The organism is Marinomonas ostreistagni (assembly GCF_016461785.1).
GTDB lineage: Bacteria > Pseudomonadota > Gammaproteobacteria > Pseudomonadales > Marinomonadaceae > Marinomonas > Marinomonas ostreistagni_A.
In genome coordinates this window covers 38739-59205 of sequence record NZ_JAEMUH010000010.1, presented here as the reverse complement: position 1 = coordinate 59205, position 20467 = coordinate 38739, and the positions used below count along the sequence as shown (strand labels likewise).

20 protein-coding genes and 3 tRNA genes are annotated in these 20467 nt (G+C 43.8%); 15 read left to right on the top strand and 8 right to left on the bottom strand.

Features of this window, described 5'->3' with window-relative positions:
* Positions 1–31 precede the first annotated feature (31 nt).
* Both serS and cobA read left to right on the top strand, forming a co-directional pair.
* A complete protein-coding gene (gene serS, locus JHD44_RS11430; RefSeq protein ID WP_199462877.1) occupies positions 32–1327 on the top strand; it encodes a serine--tRNA ligase in 1296 nt (431 codons plus the stop codon).
* 66 nt (positions 1328–1393) lie between these two features.
* Positions 1394–2134 carry a uroporphyrinogen-III C-methyltransferase gene (cobA, locus tag JHD44_RS11425; protein WP_199462876.1) on the top strand — a complete coding sequence of 247 codons (741 nt, stop codon included), beginning with the start codon at positions 1394–1396 and terminating at the stop codon, positions 2132–2134.
* A gap of 57 nt (positions 2135–2191) precedes the next feature.
* Here the strand turns inward: cobA and JHD44_RS11420 are convergent, their stop codons facing one another.
* From JHD44_RS11420 to hpf, 6 genes are all read right to left on the bottom strand, one after another.
* Complete coding sequence (locus tag JHD44_RS11420) at positions 2192–2506, bottom strand: TusE/DsrC/DsvC family sulfur relay protein (protein WP_199462875.1); 315 nt, start codon at positions 2504–2506, stop codon at positions 2192–2194.
* Between the two features lie 6 nt (positions 2507–2512).
* On the bottom strand, positions 2513–2797 hold the full coding sequence (locus tag JHD44_RS11415) for a DsrH/TusB family sulfur metabolism protein (protein ID WP_199462874.1): 285 nt from the start codon (positions 2795–2797) through the stop codon (positions 2513–2515).
* 8 nt (positions 2798–2805) lie between these two features.
* Complete coding sequence (locus JHD44_RS11410) at positions 2806–3150, bottom strand: DsrE family protein (protein ID WP_199462873.1); 345 nt, start codon at positions 3148–3150, stop codon at positions 2806–2808.
* Between the two features lies 1 nt (position 3151).
* Entirely contained in the window at positions 3152–3544 is a 393-nt protein-coding gene (gene tusD / locus JHD44_RS11405) for a sulfurtransferase complex subunit TusD (protein ID WP_199462872.1), read from the bottom strand.
* A gap of 78 nt (positions 3545–3622) precedes the next feature.
* Complete coding sequence (locus JHD44_RS11400) at positions 3623–4279, bottom strand: Bax inhibitor-1/YccA family protein (RefSeq protein WP_133560494.1); 657 nt, start codon at positions 4277–4279, stop codon at positions 3623–3625.
* A 160-nt stretch (positions 4280–4439) separates the two neighbouring features.
* A complete protein-coding gene (gene hpf, locus JHD44_RS11395; protein ID WP_199462871.1) occupies positions 4440–4757 on the bottom strand; it encodes a ribosome hibernation-promoting factor, HPF/YfiA family in 318 nt (105 codons plus the stop codon).
* 246 nt (positions 4758–5003) lie between these two features.
* Between hpf and JHD44_RS11390 the strand changes: the two genes are divergently transcribed.
* From JHD44_RS11390 to JHD44_RS11345, 10 genes are all read left to right on the top strand, one after another.
* Entirely contained in the window at positions 5004–5813 is an 810-nt protein-coding gene (locus tag JHD44_RS11390; RefSeq protein ID WP_199462870.1) for a DnaT-like ssDNA-binding domain-containing protein, read from the top strand.
* Positions 5779–6525, top strand: a complete 747-nt coding sequence (locus JHD44_RS11385; protein ID WP_325097094.1) for a replication protein P — start codon at positions 5779–5781, stop codon at positions 6523–6525. Before JHD44_RS11390 ends, JHD44_RS11385 begins: the two co-directional genes overlap by 35 nt.
* 187 nt (positions 6526–6712) lie before the next feature.
* Entirely contained in the window at positions 6713–7354 is a 642-nt protein-coding gene (locus JHD44_RS11380; protein ID WP_199462869.1) for a response regulator, read from the top strand.
* A 10-nt stretch (positions 7355–7364) separates the two neighbouring features.
* The gene (gene uvrC, locus JHD44_RS11375) at positions 7365–9182 is read left to right on the top strand and encodes an excinuclease ABC subunit UvrC (RefSeq protein ID WP_199462868.1); all 1818 of its coding nucleotides are present in this window, start codon (positions 7365–7367) and stop codon (positions 9180–9182) included.
* 46 nt (positions 9183–9228) lie between these two features.
* Positions 9229–9774: a CDP-diacylglycerol--glycerol-3-phosphate 3-phosphatidyltransferase gene (gene pgsA / locus JHD44_RS11370; protein WP_199462867.1), complete on the top strand. Its 546-nt coding sequence runs from the start codon at positions 9229–9231 to the stop codon at positions 9772–9774.
* 153 nt (positions 9775–9927) lie between these two features.
* Positions 9928–10002, top strand: a tRNA-Gly gene (locus JHD44_RS11365).
* 22 nt (positions 10003–10024) lie between these two features.
* Positions 10025–10098: transfer RNA gene (locus JHD44_RS11360), tRNA-Cys, on the top strand.
* A gap of 12 nt (positions 10099–10110) precedes the next feature.
* Positions 10111–10197: transfer RNA gene (locus tag JHD44_RS11355), tRNA-Leu, on the top strand.
* 153 nt (positions 10198–10350) lie between these two features.
* Positions 10351–11988, top strand: a complete 1638-nt coding sequence (locus JHD44_RS11350; protein ID WP_199462866.1) for a methyl-accepting chemotaxis protein — start codon at positions 10351–10353, stop codon at positions 11986–11988.
* 86 nt (positions 11989–12074) lie between these two features.
* Positions 12075–12341 carry a DksA/TraR family C4-type zinc finger protein gene (locus JHD44_RS11345; RefSeq protein ID WP_199462865.1) on the top strand — a complete coding sequence of 89 codons (267 nt, stop codon included), beginning with the start codon at positions 12075–12077 and terminating at the stop codon, positions 12339–12341.
* 93 nt (positions 12342–12434) lie between these two features.
* Here JHD44_RS11345 and JHD44_RS11340 read toward each other — a convergent pair whose 3' ends face one another.
* Together JHD44_RS11340 and ppsA are read right to left on the bottom strand one after the other, a co-directional pair.
* Positions 12435–13043 carry a hypothetical protein gene (locus JHD44_RS11340; protein ID WP_199462864.1) on the bottom strand — a complete coding sequence of 203 codons (609 nt, stop codon included), beginning with the start codon at positions 13041–13043 and terminating at the stop codon, positions 12435–12437.
* 314 nt (positions 13044–13357) lie between these two features.
* Complete coding sequence (gene ppsA / locus JHD44_RS11335; protein WP_199462863.1) at positions 13358–15754, bottom strand: phosphoenolpyruvate synthase; 2397 nt, start codon at positions 15752–15754, stop codon at positions 13358–13360.
* 183 nt (positions 15755–15937) lie between these two features.
* Between ppsA and JHD44_RS11330 the strand changes: the two genes are divergently transcribed.
* The 3 genes from JHD44_RS11330 to rlmB all read left to right on the top strand — a co-directional run bounded on the left by JHD44_RS11330 (position 15938) and on the right by rlmB (position 20464).
* Positions 15938–16741, top strand: coding sequence for a pyruvate, water dikinase regulatory protein (locus tag JHD44_RS11330; RefSeq protein ID WP_325097093.1), 804 nt, complete (start codon positions 15938–15940; stop codon positions 16739–16741).
* A gap of 313 nt (positions 16742–17054) precedes the next feature.
* Entirely contained in the window at positions 17055–19670 is a 2616-nt protein-coding gene (rnr, locus tag JHD44_RS11325; RefSeq protein WP_199462862.1) for a ribonuclease R, read from the top strand.
* Positions 19671–19699: 29 nt separating this feature from the next.
* On the top strand, positions 19700–20464 hold the full coding sequence (gene rlmB / locus JHD44_RS11320; protein ID WP_199462861.1) for a 23S rRNA (guanosine(2251)-2'-O)-methyltransferase RlmB: 765 nt from the start codon (positions 19700–19702) through the stop codon (positions 20462–20464).
* Positions 20465–20467: the final 3 nt, after the last annotated feature.

The following is a 20467-nucleotide window of genomic DNA, read 5'->3' as shown; positions in this document are numbered from 1 at the left end:
CTATTTAATTACATAAGGTTTTGTTGCAGCGATGTTAGACATTAAAGCTCTACGTGCGGATCCAGAAGCGATTGCCGCTTTATTGAAGAAAAAAGGCTTTGATTTAGATGTGGCGACTTTCTCAAGTTTAGAGGAGCGTCGCAAAGCAGTTCAAATTGAAACAGAAACGCTGCAGCAGTCTCGTAACTCCGTATCAAAAGAAATCGGCGCAGCGATGAAAGCTGGTGATAAAACACTAGCAGAAGAGTTGAAATCAAAAACAGCGACGCTTGGTGATGATCTGGCGGCAGCGAAAGCACAACTTGATGATATTCAAGCGCAGATGGATGCACTATTAGAGAGCATTCCAAATATCCCTCATGACTCTGTGCCAGAGGGTGCAAGCGAAGATGATAATGTTGAGATTCGTCGTTGGGGTGAACCACGTACATTTGATTTTGAAGTCAAAGACCACGTAGATGTAGGTGCGGCACTAGGTATGCTTGATTTCGAGATGGCCGCAAAGATCACTGGCTCACGTTTTGCGGTGATGCGCTCTGATCTTGCTCGTTTGCACCGTGCGTTGATTCAATTCATGTTGAATACACACATTGAAGAACACGGTTATTCTGAAATCTATGTACCTTACCTAGTGAATGCCGCGTCTCTGCGTGGCACAGGACAACTGCCTAAGTTTGAGCAAGATTTGTTCAAAGTGCCGGTAGACAAAGACAGCGGCAACAGTGATCTTTACTTGATCCCAACCGCTGAAGTGCCAGTAACGAACGTGGCTCGTGATGAAATTCTAAACGATGCAGATCTGCATCAGAAATTTGTTGCGCATACCCCATGTTTCCGCAGTGAGGCTGGCAGCTATGGTCGTGACACACGCGGTATGATCCGTCAGCACCAATTCGAAAAAGTTGAGCTGGTACACATCTGTCGCCCAGATCGTTCAACTGAAGTATTAGAAGAGTTGATCGGCCATGCTGAAACCATCCTTCAGAAGCTTGATTTGCCTTACCGCACGGTAGTGCTATGTGGAGGTGACCTTGGTTTCTCTGCTCACAAAACCTACGATATCGAAGTGTGGCTTCCAGGCCAGCAGAAATACCGTGAGATCTCATCTTGTTCAAATATGTGGGACTTCCAAGCGCGCCGCATGCAAGCTCGTTGGCGTAACCCTGAAACAGGTAAGCCAGAGTTGGCACATACATTGAATGGTTCTGGTTTAGCGGTAGGTCGTACTTTGGTAGCGATTCTTGAAAACTACCAAAATGCCGATGGAACCGTCACAGTGCCTGAAGCACTGGTGCCATATATGGGCGGGAAAACACAAATCGGTTAATACGATTTCGTTTTGTATTGTCAAAGGCCCCGTATGCGGGGCCTTTCTATTTGAGAAAAGATTGTTATGACAGGTAAAGTATATTTAATCGGTGCAGGACCGGGTGATCCGGATTTGTTAACGATGAAGGCACATCGTTTATTAACTGCAGCGGATGTAGTGCTTTATGATCGTCTAGTGGGTGAGCAAATCATTGCTATGATCCCAGAAACAGCTGAGAAGCTGTATGTCGGCAAAGCCAAATCACTCCACAGCTTGCCCCAAGAAGAAATTAACGCCTTGTTAGCGGTGAAAGCCAAAGAAGGGAAAGTCGTTGTTCGTCTAAAAGGCGGCGATCCATTTATTTTTGGTCGAGGTGGCGAGGAACTTGAAGAGCTAGTTAGTGAAGGCGTGCCATTTGAAGTGGTACCCGGTGTCACTGCAGCCGCTGGTTGTGCTGCCTATGCAGGCATTCCGCTGACTCATCGTGATTACGCGCAGTCGGTTCGTTTTCTAACTGGTCATTTAAAAGATGGCACGACAGAGTTACCTTGGAATGAACTGGTGCATCCAGCGCAAACACTGGTCATTTACATGGGGCTAACGGGTCTTGAGTCGATTAGCCAATCATTGATTCGTTTTGGGATGCGTCCTTCTATGCCTGTTGCGATTGTTGAAAAAGGCACTTCGCAAGATCAGCGTGTCTTTACTTCAACAATGAAAGACATCCATCAGGTAGCACTTGATAACGAAGTGAAGTCGCCAGCTCTGCTTATTATTGGTGAAGTCGTTACACTGCAAGAAAAGCTTTCTTGGTTTGGTCAGTAAAGCCGTTACAGTGCTCAAAAAAACAAAGGCAGCCTATCGCTGCCTTTGTTTTATTCGCTACAAGCAATTAGCGGGTTTTGGTAATCCGGCTATTTTGGCTGCCAATTTGGGAGGACTGCCAGGGAATAGCTTCATTAGATAAATGCTCTTACCTTTGTCAGCCCCCAATTCTTTTGTCACTGCTTTTACCAAAGGTCGCATGGCTGGGGAGACTTCAAACTGCTCGTAAAAGTTCCTTAAAACGCGCAAGACCTCCCAATGGGCTTCAGTGAGCTCAAGGCCTTCTTTAATGGCTATCGATTTCGCTAAATTTTCATCCCACTGGCTTAGGTCTAAAAGATAGCCTTCTTCATCAAATTCTATATTTGTCATGTTGTATTACCAAGAAACTATTTTTGAGTACTGTTGCGTGAGCCCAACCCACTCAATATCTGAGAGGCTTTTACCAATAGAGGGGCTCAAACCGTAGGCCTCTAGATCTTGTTGGCGAAAATAGACGGATACTTTTTTCTTAGAAAGGGTTTCTAGTGTTGACGTTTGAGTGGCTAGGCGAAGAACACCTGCTTCAAATAGAAAAGCAGCATCGCCCTCGTTTAACGATTCTGTCCAGTCTAGCTCAACACTCTGAGGGTATTGGCTCTGATTAATCTGATAAAGTTTCATGAGAATCCTTAAAAGCGATAGATGTGTTGATGCTGCTCGAGCATGTTGATCCAAGCTTCCTGAGAAATAGCCTGTACGCCAGTCCAGAGCGATGTGCCGAATGCTTTAACTTCACTCTCTTTGACGTAGATGTTTTCTATATCGTAGAACTCCAGCCCATCTAACAGCTTGTATAGGTGTTTGCCTTGGCGCTTATTTGGCGTTTGCTCTTCGACTAAAAGTGCTAAGGCATCGCCTGTGATCGCAATCGAAATGGCCTGTTCAAATGTGCCGAATACTAAGGCCAAGTCTAGCGCTTCTTTGAGGCTTGTGCTTGCATAAGGTGAGCTAGATAGATAAATCAAAGTGCTCATACTATTTGAACCTCACAATGCGATCAGACTCAAGCGTTAGGCTAACTAAGCTACCTAAGCCTTCGAGTTGGTACTCGTCTGCTAGAACAAAATGTTCTACCTCGTGACGCTTAGCCTCAGATTCATTTAGTTGACCTCGGCGTATTGCTGCGGCGATACAAACATAAAGAGGGATCTTGTGCTGTTTTGCAAAAATAGACCACTCGTCGCGAATGTTGCATTCATCCCGTGGAGGCATGGCTAAGTTCGTGGCAATGGCTACGGCTTCTTCGTAAAAGAAAATGCCTTGAATGGTATTTTCGCCATTGGTTACAGCCGCTTCGGCAAAGTCTAAAGCGCTATGGCATGCTCTACTTGCGGTAGGGCTTCCTGTAATAAAAAGAGAGTAATTCATAGGTCGTTTGTAAAATAAAAAGAATTTTACACACAAAAAAGGCCGCAGTCTGCGGCCTTTCGAAGTCTCTTAGGATGATTAGTCGTCGCTAGCCATGCCGAAAAGAGAAAGTAGGCTTAGGAACATGTTGTACAGAGATACATACAGGTTTACCGTAGCCATAATGTAGTTAGTTTCACCACCACGAACGATCTCACTGGTTTGTAGCAAAATCACTGCAGCAGAGAACAGAGTGAAGCCTACCGAAATAAAGATTTGTAGGGCTGGAAGCTGAATGAAGAAGCCCGCAATCATGGCGAACAGTAGGGCAAAGAAACCAACTGTTAAGAAGCCATTTAGGAAGCTGAAATCTTTCTTAGAAACAATCGCGTAAGCAGATAGACCTAGGAAAGATAAGCCCGTAGTACCTAATGCGCTCATGATCATTGAAGCGCCATTAGACATGCTTAGGTAGGCATTTAAGATTGGACCAAGTGTTAAGCCCATAAAACCTGTCAATGCGAAAACACAAAGCAGACCTAAAGCACTGTTTTGGCATTTGTGAGTTAAGAACAGAAGACCATAAAAACCAACCAGCGTAATGATTAAACCTGGGTGAGGCAGATTCAAAACCATGCTAAGGCCGGCCGTAAAAGCACTAAAAAGCAAAGTTAATGAAAGTAAGCCATACGTATTACGCAGCGTCTTATTGGCCGCTTGGGACGTATGTGTCGAAAGGGCATCAGTGTAACGCATGATAAGAGTTCTCCTAGTTAGATTATCCTGTTACTTAGGACAGACTATGCGGGCGTTAGTTCCAAAGTTCAACGATTAATTGTGAGGTTTGAAGTGGTTAGAAGTAAATACGCCCACATGATGTGGGCGTAAATGTGATTAGCGGATGGTATTGGTCTGTTTATGAGGCAACGGCTGCTTTGTGATTGCCTGAAGCCTGTTTAGTTTTATGTTTGTCCACCTGGCGGGCCAGTTTATCGATCATTCCATCTATGGCATGAAATAAACGGTCTTCTGAAGAAGCGGTAGCAAATAATTCTTTGCCGGGTAAATGTATTCGTGCTTCTGCTTTTTGTTCTTTACTGTCTTGAACAAGTGTCACGTTAACAGACGTTATTTGATCACTTAATTTAGCAATTTTGCCCATTTTTTCATTGATGTGATCTTTGATAGCTGGAGTGATGTCGACGTGATGACCAGTAATATTTATTGTGTACATACAACTTTCTCCTCAGTAAAGTTGGCCGATTATCGAGCCAGAAAGAACTCTAGCTTCGCGGCACAATTCCAGCATAGGAGTCATATTTTTTTCTGTCAACAGGATTTCATCGTAAAGAAATGTGGTTGTAACAAATATATGAATCGGTTTTCTACGCTGCTTGATTCCATAGAGAAAAGAGAGTTATCGTGCTAAAAGGTTTGCCGTTTGGTAAACTGATCTACCGCTAATGATTTGGTCGAGTGTATGGCTACCCCTGATTTTTTGTTACCAGTCTCGTTTAATCTTGCTTGTGAATTGGGATTAGAAGAAAGTGTTCTATTGTCCTATTTGCAGCAAAAGGCACATCATATCGGAAGTAAGCAGATGAAAATTTCTCATAGAGAAATTGTCGATATGTTACCATTTTGGACGGCCCCGTACGTAGTGCGTTTACTGTCTAGTCTGCAAATGGCTCAACGTTTGCAGTTTCAACGTACTGAATCAGGCTTAGACATAGTTCTTGAGGCTGGGGAACAACAATCCAGAGTTAAAGCTCGCTCTGATATTGGTAACTCTTCGGCTGCTGGAAGTGAAGTTAAAGATGATGCAATGAGTAAGTTGTCACGACTTCAAAGTGAAGCCACGACCAAGTCTCAACCACAGTTCACTCAGCGTTCACGTGCGTACTCAGATACTTCTGTGCCTTCTGTTGCCTCTTCTAGGGATCGCAGAGGTCTCACAGATTTTGACCTATACTTGGAGGCAAAAGAGCGCACTCGTCAACCAGATCAGTGGATGCCAGAAGATGCCACTTTTGAGCAAATTCAACAAGCTGGTATTGAGCGAACATTTGCAGAGTCTCTTATGGCTGAGTTCTTACTAAGAATCAAAGAGCAGCGCAAAAATGTTCGTACTTGGAACAGTGAGTTTTTTAAGTACGTAAAACGTCAATGGCAATATAAGCAATCGGATCGTCAGTCCTATGAAGGAACCGCAACCTATTCAACAAATGCTAAATCCAATCGCGAGCAAGTTAGCAGTGCCCTCACCAACATCCACGACACAGACTGGTAATGGGGCTGCTTCTGACCATAATTCGTCAGAAGCAGAACAACGTACACGTGTGCTTGTTAACATGCTTTTCGCTAGGTTTAAGGCAATTTATACCCATAAGTTTGCTTCAGCTTATGCCACAACGGAAGAGGTTAAGCTGGCAAAGCGAGAGTGGGCAATAGCTTTAAAGGGCTTTCAAGAGCCTCTGCTGGCGTATGCTGTAGAACGAACCAAAGAGCGTTATGCTTGGCCGCCAACCATTTCAGAGTTTCTTGCTGTTATTCAAACGGCATATAAAGCCTATGGTTTGCCAGAGCCAAGGCAGGCATATTTAGAAGCGTGTAGTTGCCGACATAATCCAAGAGAAAAACGTTGGTCTCATCCTGCAGTGTATTTTGCCGGGGCTGAAACAGGATGGCATAACTTAAGCACTGATGAGGAGCGAGTGACGTGGCCTCAATTTGAGAAGCATTACACTTACTTTGTTGATAAGGTCATTAATGGTGAAAAGCTGGTTATTCCTAACCCCGTGATGATCGAAGATAAGTCTGCTCCTATTTTAGATGCTCTATTGAAGGATATTGCAGAGCAGATAGATCAAAACGAAAGTGATATTGCTCACCACTTATATTATCTGTACAAAACAAATGGTACGAAAATTCGAGCGTTATATCGTGATCGAGCAGTCAAGGCTTTAAAAGAACAAGGGTATAATGGGAATTTGCCGCTCTAATAACTAGCAATATGAAAGACTGGGTTAACTCAGCTGAAATGTAGCATTGGATTTAGTGGGTAATGGGCTGTTTACGTATGTTGTTGATTTACAAATTGCTACGTTCTGCAACATGTTAATTGCTTTTCGCAAAGTTTCGTAAACGGTAAAATTATAATAAGAATATGATGCTTTTAATGAGGTATAGATGCGCAAAGTTCTGATCGTCGACGATCACACCGTGGTGTGTGAAGGAATAAAACGTGTCATTGAAGACATCAACGGAGTTCATGTATGGGAAACTGTTCACAGTGGTGAAGAGGCGCTTCAAGTACTTCGTAGAGAAAGAGTAGATGTTGTGTTAATGGACGTTCATATGCCTGGAATTGGCGGATTGGGAGCTACGCGTGAAATAAATAGACTGTACCCTGACACGAAAGTGATCGCTCTTTCTGCCATTGATGATGCGCCTTACCCAGCTAAAATGATGGAAGCTGGAGCAAGTGGATATGTAGCCAAAGGCTCTGATATGTCTGAGTTGATTGAGGCTCTTGAAACGGTGTTGAAGGGCCAACAATACCTTTCTCGTGTTGTTGCGCAAAAGGTTGCGCTCGCAAAAACAACAAAGAATGGAGGAGACTCACCTTTCGGCGAGTTGTCAGACAGGGAGCTTCAAGTAGCTCAAATGATTGTTGACTGTGTTAAGACAAAAGAAATTGCCAGTCGTTTAAATGTGTCCGATAAGACGGTTAGTACATTTAGAAAGCGTATATTTACAAAGCTAGGCATAGAGAGTGACGTAGAGCTTGCACGATTAGCAATGCGCTATAATGTACTTGGCTTAGTCTAAGGTTTTTTCAGTGACTCAAGAGTTCGATCCAAAGCATTTTGTACAAAACCTAACATCGCGTCCAGGTGTTTATCGAATGTATGGCAAAGGGACTCTGCTTTATGTAGGTAAAGCGAAAAATCTAAAAAATCGAGTTTCAAGCTACTTTCGGGCGTCAGGTTTAACCACTAAAACCATGGCACTAGTTAGTCGAATAGATGATATTGAAATCACGGTTACAAAAAGTGAAACAGAAGCTCTACTGCTTGAACAAACCCTGATCAAACAACATCGTCCTCCTTACAACATCTTACTTCGAGATGATAAGTCCTATCCGTATATTTTAATTTCAGATCATAAACACCCTGCTATTTTGTTTCGACGTGGTGGAAAATCGAAAGAAGGTAAACTTTATGGTCCTTATCCGAGTGGTGTTGCTGTCAAAGAAAGTATGATCGCAATGCAGAAAGTGTTTCGTGTAAGGCAGTGTGAGGATTCGGTATATGCTAACCGGACTAGGCCATGCCTTCAGTATCAAATCAAGCGTTGCTCAGCCCCTTGTGTCTCATTGATCAGTGATGAAGATTACGCCGAAGATGTTCGCCATGCCAGAATGTTTCTCCAAGGCAAGAATCACGAGTTAACGACGGAATTAACTGAACAGATGAGCTGTGCTGCGTCTGACATGGAGTTTGAGCGTGCAGCAGCATTACGTGATCAAATCATTCAGTTGAAACATGTTCAAGAAGAGCAGCACGTTTATGGTCAATCCGGTGATGCGGATATTATCGCTGCATTGATCCAGCCTGGCGGCTTCTGTGTGCATGTCATGATGGTGCGTCAAGGGAAAGTGATTGGTAGCAAAAGTCATTATCCAAAAATGCCTATCGAAATTTCTGAGTCAGAATTGCTCTCATCCTTTATTGCGCAGCTTTATATTGGTGGTATTCAAGAGTTGCCAAAGTCTTTGATTTTAAGTCATGAGATTGAGGATCAAGAGACATTGGAAAATGCGTTACTGGAAACAACGCAGAAGAAAATAGAGATTACCAGTAGCGTGCGAGGGCAGCGTGCCCGTTGGTTGGACTTGGCAAAATTAAATGCAGAGCAGGGGTTGCAAGCACGTTTAACCGATAAGCGTAACCATTACAGCCGAATTACCGCATTACAAAAAGTATTGGGGTTCAAAGAGCCTCCATTACACATGGAGTGTTTCGATATTTCTCATTCAAGCGGTGAGGCTACAGTAGCATCCTGTGTGGTTTTCGGAGCAGAGGGGCCGGATAAGAAACGTTATCGATCTTTCAATATTGAAGGTGTTGAGGCAGGGGACGATTACGCGGCAATGCATCAAGCGCTTACTAGGCGTTACAAACGCGTAAAAGAAGGAGAGTTGCCGGCTCCAGATGTTTTGCTGATTGATGGTGGTAAAGGTCAATTAGCTCAAGCTCAGTCTGTTTTAAAAGAGTTAGGTCTTGTTGATATCTTTCTGTTAGGCGTAGCCAAAGGGGATACTCGTAAACCAGGCCTTGAGACGCTTTACATTGGGTCTAAAGAAGATGAAGTCGTTTTGCCTCCTGACTCAGCTGCTTTACATTTGATTCAGCATATTCGTGATGAAGCGCACCGTTTTGCAGTGAAAAGTCATCGTCGTCGCCGAGATAAGAAAAGACGGCACTCGGTATTAGAAACGATCCCCGGTATTGGTCCAAAACGACGAAAGGACTTGTTAACTGCTTTTGGTGGTTATCAAGAGTTACTTGCTGCATCACAAGAAGATATTGCAAAAGTGAAAGGTATCGGAGGAAATAAAGCACAAGAGATATACCTATACCTCCATAAAAGTTAAGCTTATACAATCTCTTAAGTATTGGTGATTCTTTTAAAAGGCTTTTATGAACATTCCAAACTTACTTACGTCCTTACGTATCTTTCTCATTCCAATTCTAGTTATTGTTTACTTCTTACCTTGGGAAGGCCGTTTCTATGCAAGCGCGGCGATTTTTGGTATCGCTGCAATCACCGATTGGCTTGATGGCTTTTTAGCTCGTGCTTTAAATCAATCAACACCCTTTGGCGCATTTTTTGATCCAGTTGCAGACAAAGTGATGGTGTCTGTTGCTTTAGTTGTATTAGTTGCCGAATACAATAGTGTGCTGATGACATTGGCTAGTGCTGTTATCGTAGGTAGAGAAATCGTAATCTCAGCTCTTCGGGAATGGATGGCTGAAATGGGTAAGCGTGCCAGTGTAGCTGTTTCTTTTGTTGGTAAAGTTAAAACCACCATGCAAATGATGGCCATTTTTGTATTACTGTCTAATCCTCCGGGAACAGAGTGGGCAATATTGGGGTTAGGGATCCTTGTTGTCGCTGCTTTACTGACTTTATGGTCGATGTTTGTTTATCTTCGAGCTGCATGGCCAGAGCTTACGGCTAAATAGTTGGTTAAAGCTTAGTCATTGTTGTACAAGGATTAATCTTCATTGGTTGAGAATTGTTCATTTTTGAGAAAAGTCGTTAAGTTAGCAATTTATTTAGTATTTTTGCTTGACGTCTTAATCAAATTCTATAGAATACGCACCATCTTTTGAGACGCGGGAATAGCTCAGTGGTAGAGCACAACCTTGCCAAGGTTGGGGTCGCGAGTTCGAGCCTCGTTTCCCGCTCCATCTCTTAAGAAGTACTGATTGAGGCCGGATGGCAGAGTGGTCATGCAGCGGACTGCAACTCCGTGTACGCCGGTTCGATTCCGACTCCGGCCTCCAAATCAGAACTAAGCCCGGGTGGCGAAATTGGTAGACGCACAAGACTTAAAATCTTGCGATAGAAATATCGTACCGGTTCGATTCCGGTCCCGGGCACCATTCTTGGTGCCTTTTTTATTGCTTAAAAGCAATAACACTCCTTTCATTGTAAATACTTTCTCAACTCTTTAGTTACATATCTGTAACAAGTATTAAAGCCTTATTACCATTACGCGAACTATACTCCAAGAAAAGCTTCGGTTTGGAGTGCTTATGATTCGTTTATTGCGTAACTTATCGATTAGATTCCGTTTTCTTCTTTTGGTCTTTTCCCTTGCACTAGGTGCAGCTCTAATTGCCTTCGTGTCTTTAACTGTTAACAAGGCCTACATACTTGACGCTAAAGCAGAGAAGGTGCGAAATCTAGTAGAGGTTCAGACTAGCACTCTCCAATTTTTTTATGACCAAGAGCAATCTGGCATATTGACGAGAGAGCTAGCACAGTCGCTCGCGAAAAATGCAATTAAACAGGCTCGTTATGATAAGTCAGAATATTATTGGATTAATGACTATCAAGCGCGAATGGTAATGCATTCTGTTAAGCCTGCGTTAGATGGTAAAGACCTAAGTGAACTTGAGGACCCTAACGGTAAAAAGCTATTTACTGAATTTACTCAAGTCGTCAAAAAAGATGGTGCGGGTTTTGTTGACTATCTTTGGCCCAAGGCCGGTTCAGATACACCTGTTGAAAAGATTTCGTATGTTAAAGGTTTTGCCCCTTGGGGGTGGATTATTGGGACAGGCATCTATTTAGATGATGTGGATACGCTGTTCTTTGAAGAGGCAGCTAGGCTGGGGGCGATATGTGTATTGATCGTAATGGTTACATTGCTGATTTCGACTCTTATTTCACAATCTATTATGATGCCTATTCAGCAAATTCGAAGCGCAATGGAGAATATTTCAGAGGGTGAAGGCGACTTGTCAACAACACTACCCGAGGATGGTAGAGATCAATTAACGACAATTGCCCATTCCTATAACAGTTTTGCAAAGAGGCTGAGGGGGACGCTTGGATCTGCTGTAGAGTTAAATAAAGGAGTGGAGGAGCGAAGTCAGCTTCTTATGAATGTTGCAAATGAAACACAGGTCATTACTTCTAAGCGAGAAGTTCTTTTTCAGCGTATGAGTGAAATCATTACAGAGGTAGACACACTGAAAAGCCAGGTGGTCTCTGCAATTGACACGAGTTTAGAAAATGCTGAGAAAACTAGAGAGAAAACCTCTGTTGGGCAACAATCCATCCAGAAGACCGTAGCGTCATTAGAAACATTGTCTCGTGAACTGACTCAAGGCGTCAAAAGTGTTGAAGGCGTTGCAAAAGAGTCACAAAGTATTGGCTCTGTTTTGGTGGTAATTAGTGAGATTGCTGAACAAACTAACTTATTAGCTCTCAACGCAGCTATAGAGGCGGCTCGCGCTGGGGAGCAGGGCAGAGGGTTTGCGGTTGTGGCGGATGAGGTGCGTAACCTTGCAAGTCGAACTCAGTCGTCGACTGAAGAAATTCAAGCTATGATCACCAAGTTGCAGTCTGGAGCTAAAGATGCTCAAGATAAGATTCAAACGAGCTTTTCTCAACTTCATCATACTGCAGAAGACTTAACGCAAACTGATCATTCTTTAAATGCTGTAGCATTATCTGTTGATGCGATTATTGCAGCAGGTGAAGATGTAAATAAAAGTATCGAAGGTCAGAAACTGGCGGTTCAAAGTTTGAATGCTGTTAATCAGGATATTGCAGAGCTCTCACAGCAAGCTGGAGCGTTAGTGGCTCGTAATAGAGTAACGAGTCAAGAGTTGGCTGAAGCAGCACAAGAAAATTACAAGGTAATGTCTACTTTTAAATTGTAGCCGACTTAATGGAGATTATTAGCTGCCTGAAATTGTCTAATTTCTATGCTACATTCGCATATATTTAGTTTGTTTTTGGAGGTCGTATGGCAAGTGGCTGGGCGCATGATGGGGCTGTACAAGACCAAATTGACGCGACGGTTAATTCCGCAGTTGAGCGAGCTCGAAGTAGGATGACCGTAGGTGATAGTCTTGAGTTCTGTGAAGAGTGCGATAATGAAATACCAGAAAAGCGTCGACATGCTATTCTAGGCGTACGTTTGTGTATCGTTTGTCAGAACGAAATGGAGAGTCACGATAAAACGAAAAGCATGTATAACAGAAGTGGTAGTAAAGACAGTCAACTTCGTTAGTGGCTTTTGGGTTAGATTAAATTAGTTAAAGTCATGAAATACCGACATTTTTATTTTAACGACACCTTGGTGTTTGCTGCTTGTAAGGTAAAGTCAATGCGGTGTCTTCAGTGACCTTTTAACCATTAAGTGTATTAAGCTTTTTAAACGGTGTGATTCGCGTATAACGGACTGACGAGTTTGATGTCTAGAGATATCGTCAGAATTGTTAAAATGGTAATTTAAAAGTTTCCCCTCAATTTTCTGACATAATTTGATTACATCAGTTTCTTCCGTTTTTCCAGAAAACTTAAAGCCTATGCTTTCCAATGTGATGACTGAGTTTGTAATAGACTGAATACTAGATACAAGGCTTGTTCTTGCATCTTGGTATTGCTTTAAATCCTCTTCATGCAGGTGCAAGGTCACTGATCTTTGTGCCTCATAAAGAACTTTAGATGACTCTTCTAAAATGCTTTTTATAAGCTCAGCTTTGATTGCATGATATGAATCTTGATGGCTGTTGCTGGAGATGTCGTGTACTTTTCTTGCTAAGTAAACAAATAATCCAAGGCAGCTCAATCCAGTTAATATGGAGCCAAATGTTGACCAAAACTCAAAAGAATTGCCAAAAGGAAGTGCTAAAGTAACAAAGGCTCCTAATATCACGCCTGTCACTAATGTTAGAAGCTGTGAGCTGATAAATTGAATAGATTTAGACACTTTGCTATTTCCCGTGAAATCCATTTAAGTGTCGCGTAAGCGAGTTCAAGTAAAGCAAAATTAGTTCCTTCTAATGTCAGCATTATGTATAGAATGCGGATCATACAATAGCTTTTAATGAAACTCATTAATTTTTGTAAATCATTATTTCAATACTACCAGTTTAATTAATAAACACGACCCGTCACGTGGTTTAGTGATTGCCTCACTTAAATAAGTTCTAAATCGAGCTTAGACACAAGAATTAACTCTATATCCAAGGCAAAAAAAGCCCCGCATGTAGCGGGGCGAATGACTTAGAGAGAATGCTGAGTTTAAACAGCGTCCTGACTTAATGAAGTGGCTTCGGTAAGTACTTCATTAAGGTGCAGCCATGTTTCAACCACTGTATCAGGGTTGAGCGATACACTTTCGATGCCTTGCGCTACTAGCCAGTCCGCAAAATCGGCATGGTCAGATGGGCCTTGACCACAAATACCTACGTACTTGCCTTTTGCTTTACAGGCTTCAATGGCCATTTTAAGTAGCTTTTTAACGGCTGGATTGCGCTCATCAAACTTGTCGGCAATAAGTCCAGAGTCACGATCTAGACCCAATGTTAGCTGTGTTAAGTCGTTTGATCCGATTGAGAAGCCATCAAAGAATTCTAGGAACTCATCAGCTAGCAAGGCATTTGAAGGTAATTCACACATCATAATGACTTTAAGATCGTTCTCACCGCGAACTAAGCCATGCTCAGCAAGTAGATCAATAACCTGTTCAGCTTCTTCTAGAGTACGAACGAAAGGAATCATGATCTGGACATTGGTGAAGCCCATTTCATTACGTACACGGCGGATCGCTTCACATTCCAATGCGAAACAATCGCGGAATGATTCGTCTAGGTAGCGTGCCGCACCGCGGAAACCAAGCATTGGGTTTTCTTCATCTGGTTCGAACTGTGGTCCACCGACCATGTTGTGGTACTCGTTTGACTTAAAGTCAGATAGGCGCACGATTACCGGTTTGTCTGCAAACGAGCAAGCGAGCGTTGATACACCTTCTACAAGCTTCTCAACGTAAAACTCAACTGGGCCTGCGTAGCCTGCGATTCGGTGAGTGATCTCTTCTTTTAAACCTGCATCCATACGAGCAAAGTTAAGCAGCGCTTTCGGGTGAATGCCGATCATACGATTGATGATAAATTCTAGGCGAGCCAAACCAACGCCGGCATTCGGCAACATGGCGAAGTCAAATGCTCGGTTAGGGTTACCCACGTTCATCATCACTTTTACCGGTAGGTCGGGCATGTTGCCCACTTCAGAAGTTACTACATCGAATTTCAATGCGCCTTGATAAACCATACCCATATCACCTTGAGCACAAGAAACGGTTACTTCTTGTGCATCTTTTAAGGTTTCTGTCGCATCGCCTGTGCCCACAACAGCAGGGATGCCTAGTTCACGGGCAATGATAGCAGCGTGGCAGGTACGACCACCGCGATTAGTGACAATCGCAGAGGCTTTTTTCATGATTGGTTCCCAATCTGGATCGGTGATATCTGTAACTAAAACATCACCTTCTTGGATGCGATCCATTTCGTTAATAGAGCGCAGAACCTTTACAGCCCCCGAGCCAATTTTGTGACCAATGGCACGGCCTGTAACCAATATCGGTGCATTTTCACGTAGGTTGTAACGTTCCATGCTTTGCGTGCTAGATTGCGAACGAACCGTTTCTGGACGAGCTTGTACGATGTAGAGCTTGCCATCGATGCCATCTTTTGCCCACTCAACATCCATCGGACGCTGGTAATGTTTTTCAATGATCATGGCTTGACGGGCTAGGTCTTCAACTTCTTCGTTGGTTAATGCAAATTGATTTTGTTGATCCAGTGTTACCGGTACGATTTGTACAAACTCATCACTGTCAGCCGCTGCGTATTCCATTTTCTGAGCTTTGCTGCCTAATGTTTTACGCACGACAGCTGGTCGGCCAGCTTGTAACGTGCCTTTGTGAACATGGTACTCGTCTGGGTTTACCGTGCCTTGAACGACCATTTCACCAAGACCGTAAGCAGCAGTGATGAACACTACGTCGTTAAAGCCCGACTCCGTATCGAGGGTGAATAGTACACCGGAAGCACCGATGTCACTGCGCACCATTTTTTGGATGCCAGCTGATAGAGCAACGCCCTTGTGTTCGAAACCTTGGTGAACACGGTATGAAATGGCGCGGTCATTAAACAGTGAAGCAAAAACTTGCTTGATGGTTAACTTAACAGCATCCAAACCTTGTACATTTAAGAAAGTTTCTTGCTGTCCAGCAAAGGATGCGTCAGGAAGGTCTTCCGCTGTCGCTGATGAGCGCACAGCAAAGGAAGCTCCAGCGTTATCATTAGACAGCTGGGAGTAGGCTTGCTCGATTTCACTGTTAAATTCGTCTGAAAATGGCGCTTCTTCAATCCATGTGCGAATTTGCTTGCCCGCTTTAGCAAGTGCTTGAACATCATCAACATTCAAAGCATCAAGCAGATCATGGATTTGTTGGTTAAGGCCACTTTCTTCAAGAAAGGTTTGATAAGCGTAAGCGGTTGTTGCAAAGCCGTTTGGAACTTGAATCCCCAAATCGGAAAGGTTGGAAATCATCTCACCTAGAGATGCGTTCTTTCCGCCCACTTCGCCTACATCATCAAGACGTAGATCACTAAACCACTTAATAAATTTGCTCACACTGCACTCCAGCTTATCACATAAGAATTATTAACTTGTTCCTGATCAATGGCTTGCCATAACGGAACAATAGGAGTCATTGTAAAAAGAGGATGTGAAATGAGTAAAATCGATTATTCGATGTTGTTTTATTTCAATCAGTTTTTTCAATGTCGTTGCATAACAACAAAACAGGGGGATTTCGTGAAGGTATATTTTGTTTCTGATGGAACTGCTATCACGGCTGAGGTGTTTGGCCAAGCCATGCTTTCGTTCTTTGATGTAACCATTAAACAGGTCAGTGTGCCCTTTTTATCAACCGCAGATCAGGCTCATGGTTTCTGTAAACAGTTGCAAGAAGAGCGATCGAAAGGAGAAAGTACGCTAGTGTTTTTCACCATTTCTGATCCCAATATTAGAGCAATAATCGAGTCTTGTGATGGTCATTGTTACAACATTTTTGGGGATTTATTGTCGCCTATTGAACAGGCATTAGGTGTTCCAGCTCAGCCTAACGCGCAAAAAGCGCATGGCATAAAAGAAGGGATTTACGATGGGCGTATAGATGCGATCAACTATGCGTTAGCTAATGATGACGGGGTTTCGGTAAAAAATTATGAAGAAGCTGAAATCATTCTATTGGGCGTGTCTCGCTCTGGTAAAACTCCAACAAGCTTATATCTAGCGATGCAGTATGGTATCAAAGCCGCCAACTATCCTTTGACGGAAGATGACTTTAATGATTTTGGTCTGCCGAAAGTGCTAAAACCACATAAGCATAAGTTGTTTGGTTTGACCATTGATCCTGAACGTCTGCATGAAATTCGTACAGGGCGTATGGCGGAAAGTAAATACGCTTCATCGCGCCAGTGTCGTTATGAATTGAACGAAGTGGAAGCGATTTATCGCCAAGAACGTATTCCATTTTTGAACACCACTCGGCTGTCTGTGGAAGAAATTTCCACCAGAATCATGGCTGAGATGCATTTAACCCGTAATCGGGGGTGAGCTGAAAAGTAGTGGAACTATCTAAAAAGTTGATCTATGCAGGGAAATAACAGATTTATTACATGGTTTAGGCGATATTTGTGGCGAAAAAGTTATCAAGGCACCTCCGCTTGTCATTATTTCGCCATAGATATGACATAAAAAGACCCGTTTTGTTGTGTTATTACAGGGCTTAAGAAGCTAAAGATGCAGCCATAGTGAATAATGTGGCACCATTTAGAGAGTATTATCTAATAATAACTTATACTTAGATCATTAATTCATTCAAAAATAGAAGCTCAAGATAAGCTTCTGATTAATAGGACGGTACCATTTGAGTAAAAAAGACATTCAAGACCCATTTCGAGATCGGGAAGCATCAAAATACGACAACCCCATTCCGAGTCGCGAATACATACTAGAGCATATTGCCTCGGTGGGTCGTCCTGTTACTCACCCTGAATTATGTGAAGCCTTCGGCTTAAAAGACGAAGACTCAATTGAAGCCGCGCGACGACGTTTAATAGCGATGTGTCGAGATCATCAATTGGTTAGTAACTATGACGATGCTTATTCACCTATCGTAGAGAGCGACTTAATAGAAGGCTATGTACAAGGTCAAAAAGACGGCCATGGCTTTTTACTACGCAAAGACGAAGACGATGTGTTCTTATCCCCTCGACAAATGCAATCTGTTATGGATGGCGATTTAGTCGTTGCGCGTCTTTCTGGCAAAACGATTAAAGGGCGACTTGATGGTGTTGTGGTCGAGATCAAAGAACGCAAACACAGTACTTTGGTTGGCCGTTACTACGAAGAAAGCGGCTCAGCGTTTGTTACGCCAGAGAACCCTCGTATTTCGCAAGATATCATGATCGAGCAATCTTCCGGACTCTCTCCGAAGCACGGTCAATATGTATTGGTGGAGATCGTTACCTACGCGGAACGTCATGTTGCAGCAAAAGGCATCGTGAAAAAGATCTTGGGCGACTTTATGGCACCAGGTCTTGAAATTGATGTGGCGATTCACCAGTACGATATTCCTAATGAATGGCCGAAAGACGTTGTGCAGCAAATTAGCCATTTCACGACAGAGGTCGCAGAAGACGACAAAGTGAATCGCGTCGATCATAGACAAACGCCTTTTGTCACCATTGATGGCGAAGACGCTCGTGACTTTGACGATGCGGTGTACTGTGAAAAAACACCGGGCGGTTGGAAATTGTATGTGGCCATTGCCGATGTTTCCCACTACGTGAAGAAAGGCTCTGCGTTGGATGAAGAAGCGATCTTGCGTGGCAACTCGGTGTACTTCCCAGGTCGTGTTGTCCCCATGTTGCCAGAAGTGCTTTCTAACGGTTTATGTTCTCTCAACCCGAACGTTGATCGCTTAGCGATGGTGGCTGAAATTTCGTTAACTACTCGCGGTAAAATGCGCGGCTACAAATTCTACGAAGGCATTATCAATTCCCATGCTCGTTTGACCTATTCAAAAGTCGCGAAGATGATTGCTGCCGAGCCAGATGAGCAAGGTATTGAGCTGCGTGAGCGATACAAGGACATCGTGTCACACATTGATGATTTGTACGGTTTATACCAAGTTCTGCGTGCAGCACGTGAAGAGCGCGGTGCGATGGACTTCGACACGGTTGAGACACGTATGGTGTTTGATCAAAACGCTAAGATTGAGCAAATTGTGCCGATCGAGCGCAACGATGCCCATAAGCTGATCGAAGAATGTATGTTGTGTGCCAACGTCGCTTCTGCTGAGTTGCTATTAAAAGCGAATCTGCCTGCGCTGTTCCGTATCCACGAAGGTCCGCGTGAAGAGAAGTTGATTGCTTTGCGCACTTACTTATCCGTGCTGGGTTTAGAACTGGGTGGTGGATTAAAACCGACACCGAAAGATTACGCAGATTTGGCTGAGAAAATCCGTGATCGAGCTGACGCGCGAAGCATTCAAACCATGTTACTTCGTTCTATGTCACAAGCGGTTTATCAACCAGATAATGTGGGCCACTTTGGTCTTGCATACGATGCGTACACCCACTTTACATCCCCGATTCGCCGCTACCCAGACCTATTAGTTCACCGTGCGATTCGTTACTTGATTCGTGGTGAGGGCGCGCCAAAGGTCACTCAAGCCTACAAAGTGCCCGGCTCAGTGACCCTAAAAGCGAACAAGATTTATGGCTATGATGATGCCGCTATGGATCAACTCGGTGAAAACTGTTCTGTGACGGAGCGTCGAGCAGATGAGGCCACTCGTGATGTGGAATCATGGCTTAAGTGTCAGTACGTTGAGCAACACTTGGGTGAAGAGTTCGATGGTATTGTCACTGCTGTCACGCCATTTGGATTGTTTGTTGAATTAGGTGGTTTATACGTCGACGGTTTGGTACACGTGTCTGGGCTTGGGGACGATTACTTTGTTCACGATCCTGAGCATCAGGCCATGATTGGTGAGCGTACTGGTAAGGTTTTCCGATTAGGCGAGCAAGTACGCGTAACCGTATCCGGCGTTAACCTTGAGCAGCGTAAGATTGACCTGCAAATGTTGCAAGGCCGTCCAAAGCCTAAACAACGCATGGATTTGGACGAATTGACTGAGCTTGAAATGCAGTTGGCTCAGTTGCCACCGATGGAGCTTGGTGGGCGTGTTAAACCAAAGGCAAGACCTGATCGAGAAGGTCAAAAAGCGCCTGCGGACGAAGAGTGGGATAACAAGCCTAAGAAAAAAGCCGGTAAGAAAAAGGACGCTCAGAGAGTAAAAGCCAAAGCTAAAAAGCCACGCCCTAAAAAAGCGGGCAAAAAAGCCGATGGTGCAAGCAGCAGCGCAACGCCAAAAAAATCGTCAGCTGTGAAAAAGGCAACGGGTACGAAAGCTAAAAATACCAAGCCGAAAACCAAAAAGAAAAAGAGCAACGCCAAAGCTCGTGTACGTGATTAATCAAAGAATAGAAAGAGTGTGTTAGCCACATGGCAGATTTAGATTGGGTATACGGTATTCATGCCGTAGAAAATGCGCTGGGCCAAGATGGTAAAGTGAAAGAAGTGCGTCTACAGGAAGGACGTGATGATAAAAAGATGCAGCGCATTATCAAGCTGTGTCAGGCACAGAAAATTCGGATCAGCCAAGTGCCGCGCCGTGACTTGGACCAGCTATTTAGTAAAAGCAAAGAGCGAGTGGTTCACCAAGGTGTGGTGGCGTTGGCTGAAGTCACCAAAACTGGTGATGAGAAAGATCTAGAACGTTTAGTGAAAAACCTAGATGCCGTGCCATTGATCGTAATTTTGGACGGTGTAACGGACCCTCATAACCTTGGCGCTTGTTTGCGTAGTGCTGATGCGGCAGGTGCTCATGCGGTAGTGATCCCGAAAGACAAATCGGCAACGATTAATGCGACGGTAAGCAAGGTCGCGTGTGGCGCTGCGGAAAGTATGCCAGTGTTCTCTGTCACCAACCTTGCCCGTACTATGAAGAAGCTCCAAGACCTCGGTGTTTGGATTTTTGGTACTGCGGGTGAAGCGACGAAAACTGTCTACGAGCAAGATCTCACAATTCCAACGGCAATTGTAATGGGTGCGGAAGGGGATGGTATGCGTCGTCTAACCCGTGAACAGTGCGATTACTTGATTAAACTGCCGATGGCGGGTGTGGTGACCAGCTTAAACGTTTCGGTTGCCACAGGTGTGTGTTTGTACGAAGTGGTACGTCAGCGTGCGGCAAAAGCAGGTTCTTAACCT

Bases quoted from the DNA above. Each gene is read 5' to 3' on its own strand.
- pgsA (WP_199462867.1), top strand. From the start codon at position 9,229: ATGAACATTCCAAACTTACTTACGTCCTTACGTATCTTTCTCATTCCA.
- tusD (WP_199462872.1), bottom strand. From the start codon at position 3,544: ATGAATTACTCTCTTTTTATTACAGGAAGCCCTACCGCAAGTAGAGCA.
- JHD44_RS11400 (WP_133560494.1), bottom strand. From the start codon at position 4,279: ATGCGTTACACTGATGCCCTTTCGACACATACGTCCCAAGCGGCCAAT.
- JHD44_RS11410 (WP_199462873.1), bottom strand. From the start codon at position 3,150: ATGAGCACTTTGATTTATCTATCTAGCTCACCTTATGCAAGCACAAGC.
- JHD44_RS11380 (WP_199462869.1), top strand. From the start codon at position 6,713: ATGCGCAAAGTTCTGATCGTCGACGATCACACCGTGGTGTGTGAAGGA.
- JHD44_RS11420 (WP_199462875.1), bottom strand. From the start codon at position 2,506: ATGACAAATATAGAATTTGATGAAGAAGGCTATCTTTTAGACCTAAGC.
- cobA (WP_199462876.1), top strand. From the start codon at position 1,394: ATGACAGGTAAAGTATATTTAATCGGTGCAGGACCGGGTGATCCGGAT.
- JHD44_RS11350 (WP_199462866.1), top strand. From the start codon at position 10,351: ATGATTCGTTTATTGCGTAACTTATCGATTAGATTCCGTTTTCTTCTT.
- serS (WP_199462877.1), top strand. From the start codon at position 32: ATGTTAGACATTAAAGCTCTACGTGCGGATCCAGAAGCGATTGCCGCT.
- JHD44_RS11415 (WP_199462874.1), bottom strand. From the start codon at position 2,797: ATGAAACTTTATCAGATTAATCAGAGCCAATACCCTCAGAGTGTTGAG.
- JHD44_RS11345 (WP_199462865.1), top strand. From the start codon at position 12,075: ATGGCAAGTGGCTGGGCGCATGATGGGGCTGTACAAGACCAAATTGAC.
- hpf (WP_199462871.1), bottom strand. From the start codon at position 4,757: ATGTACACAATAAATATTACTGGTCATCACGTCGACATCACTCCAGCT.
- JHD44_RS11390 (WP_199462870.1), top strand. From the start codon at position 5,004: ATGGCTACCCCTGATTTTTTGTTACCAGTCTCGTTTAATCTTGCTTGT.
- rlmB (WP_199462861.1), top strand. From the start codon at position 19,700: ATGGCAGATTTAGATTGGGTATACGGTATTCATGCCGTAGAAAATGCG.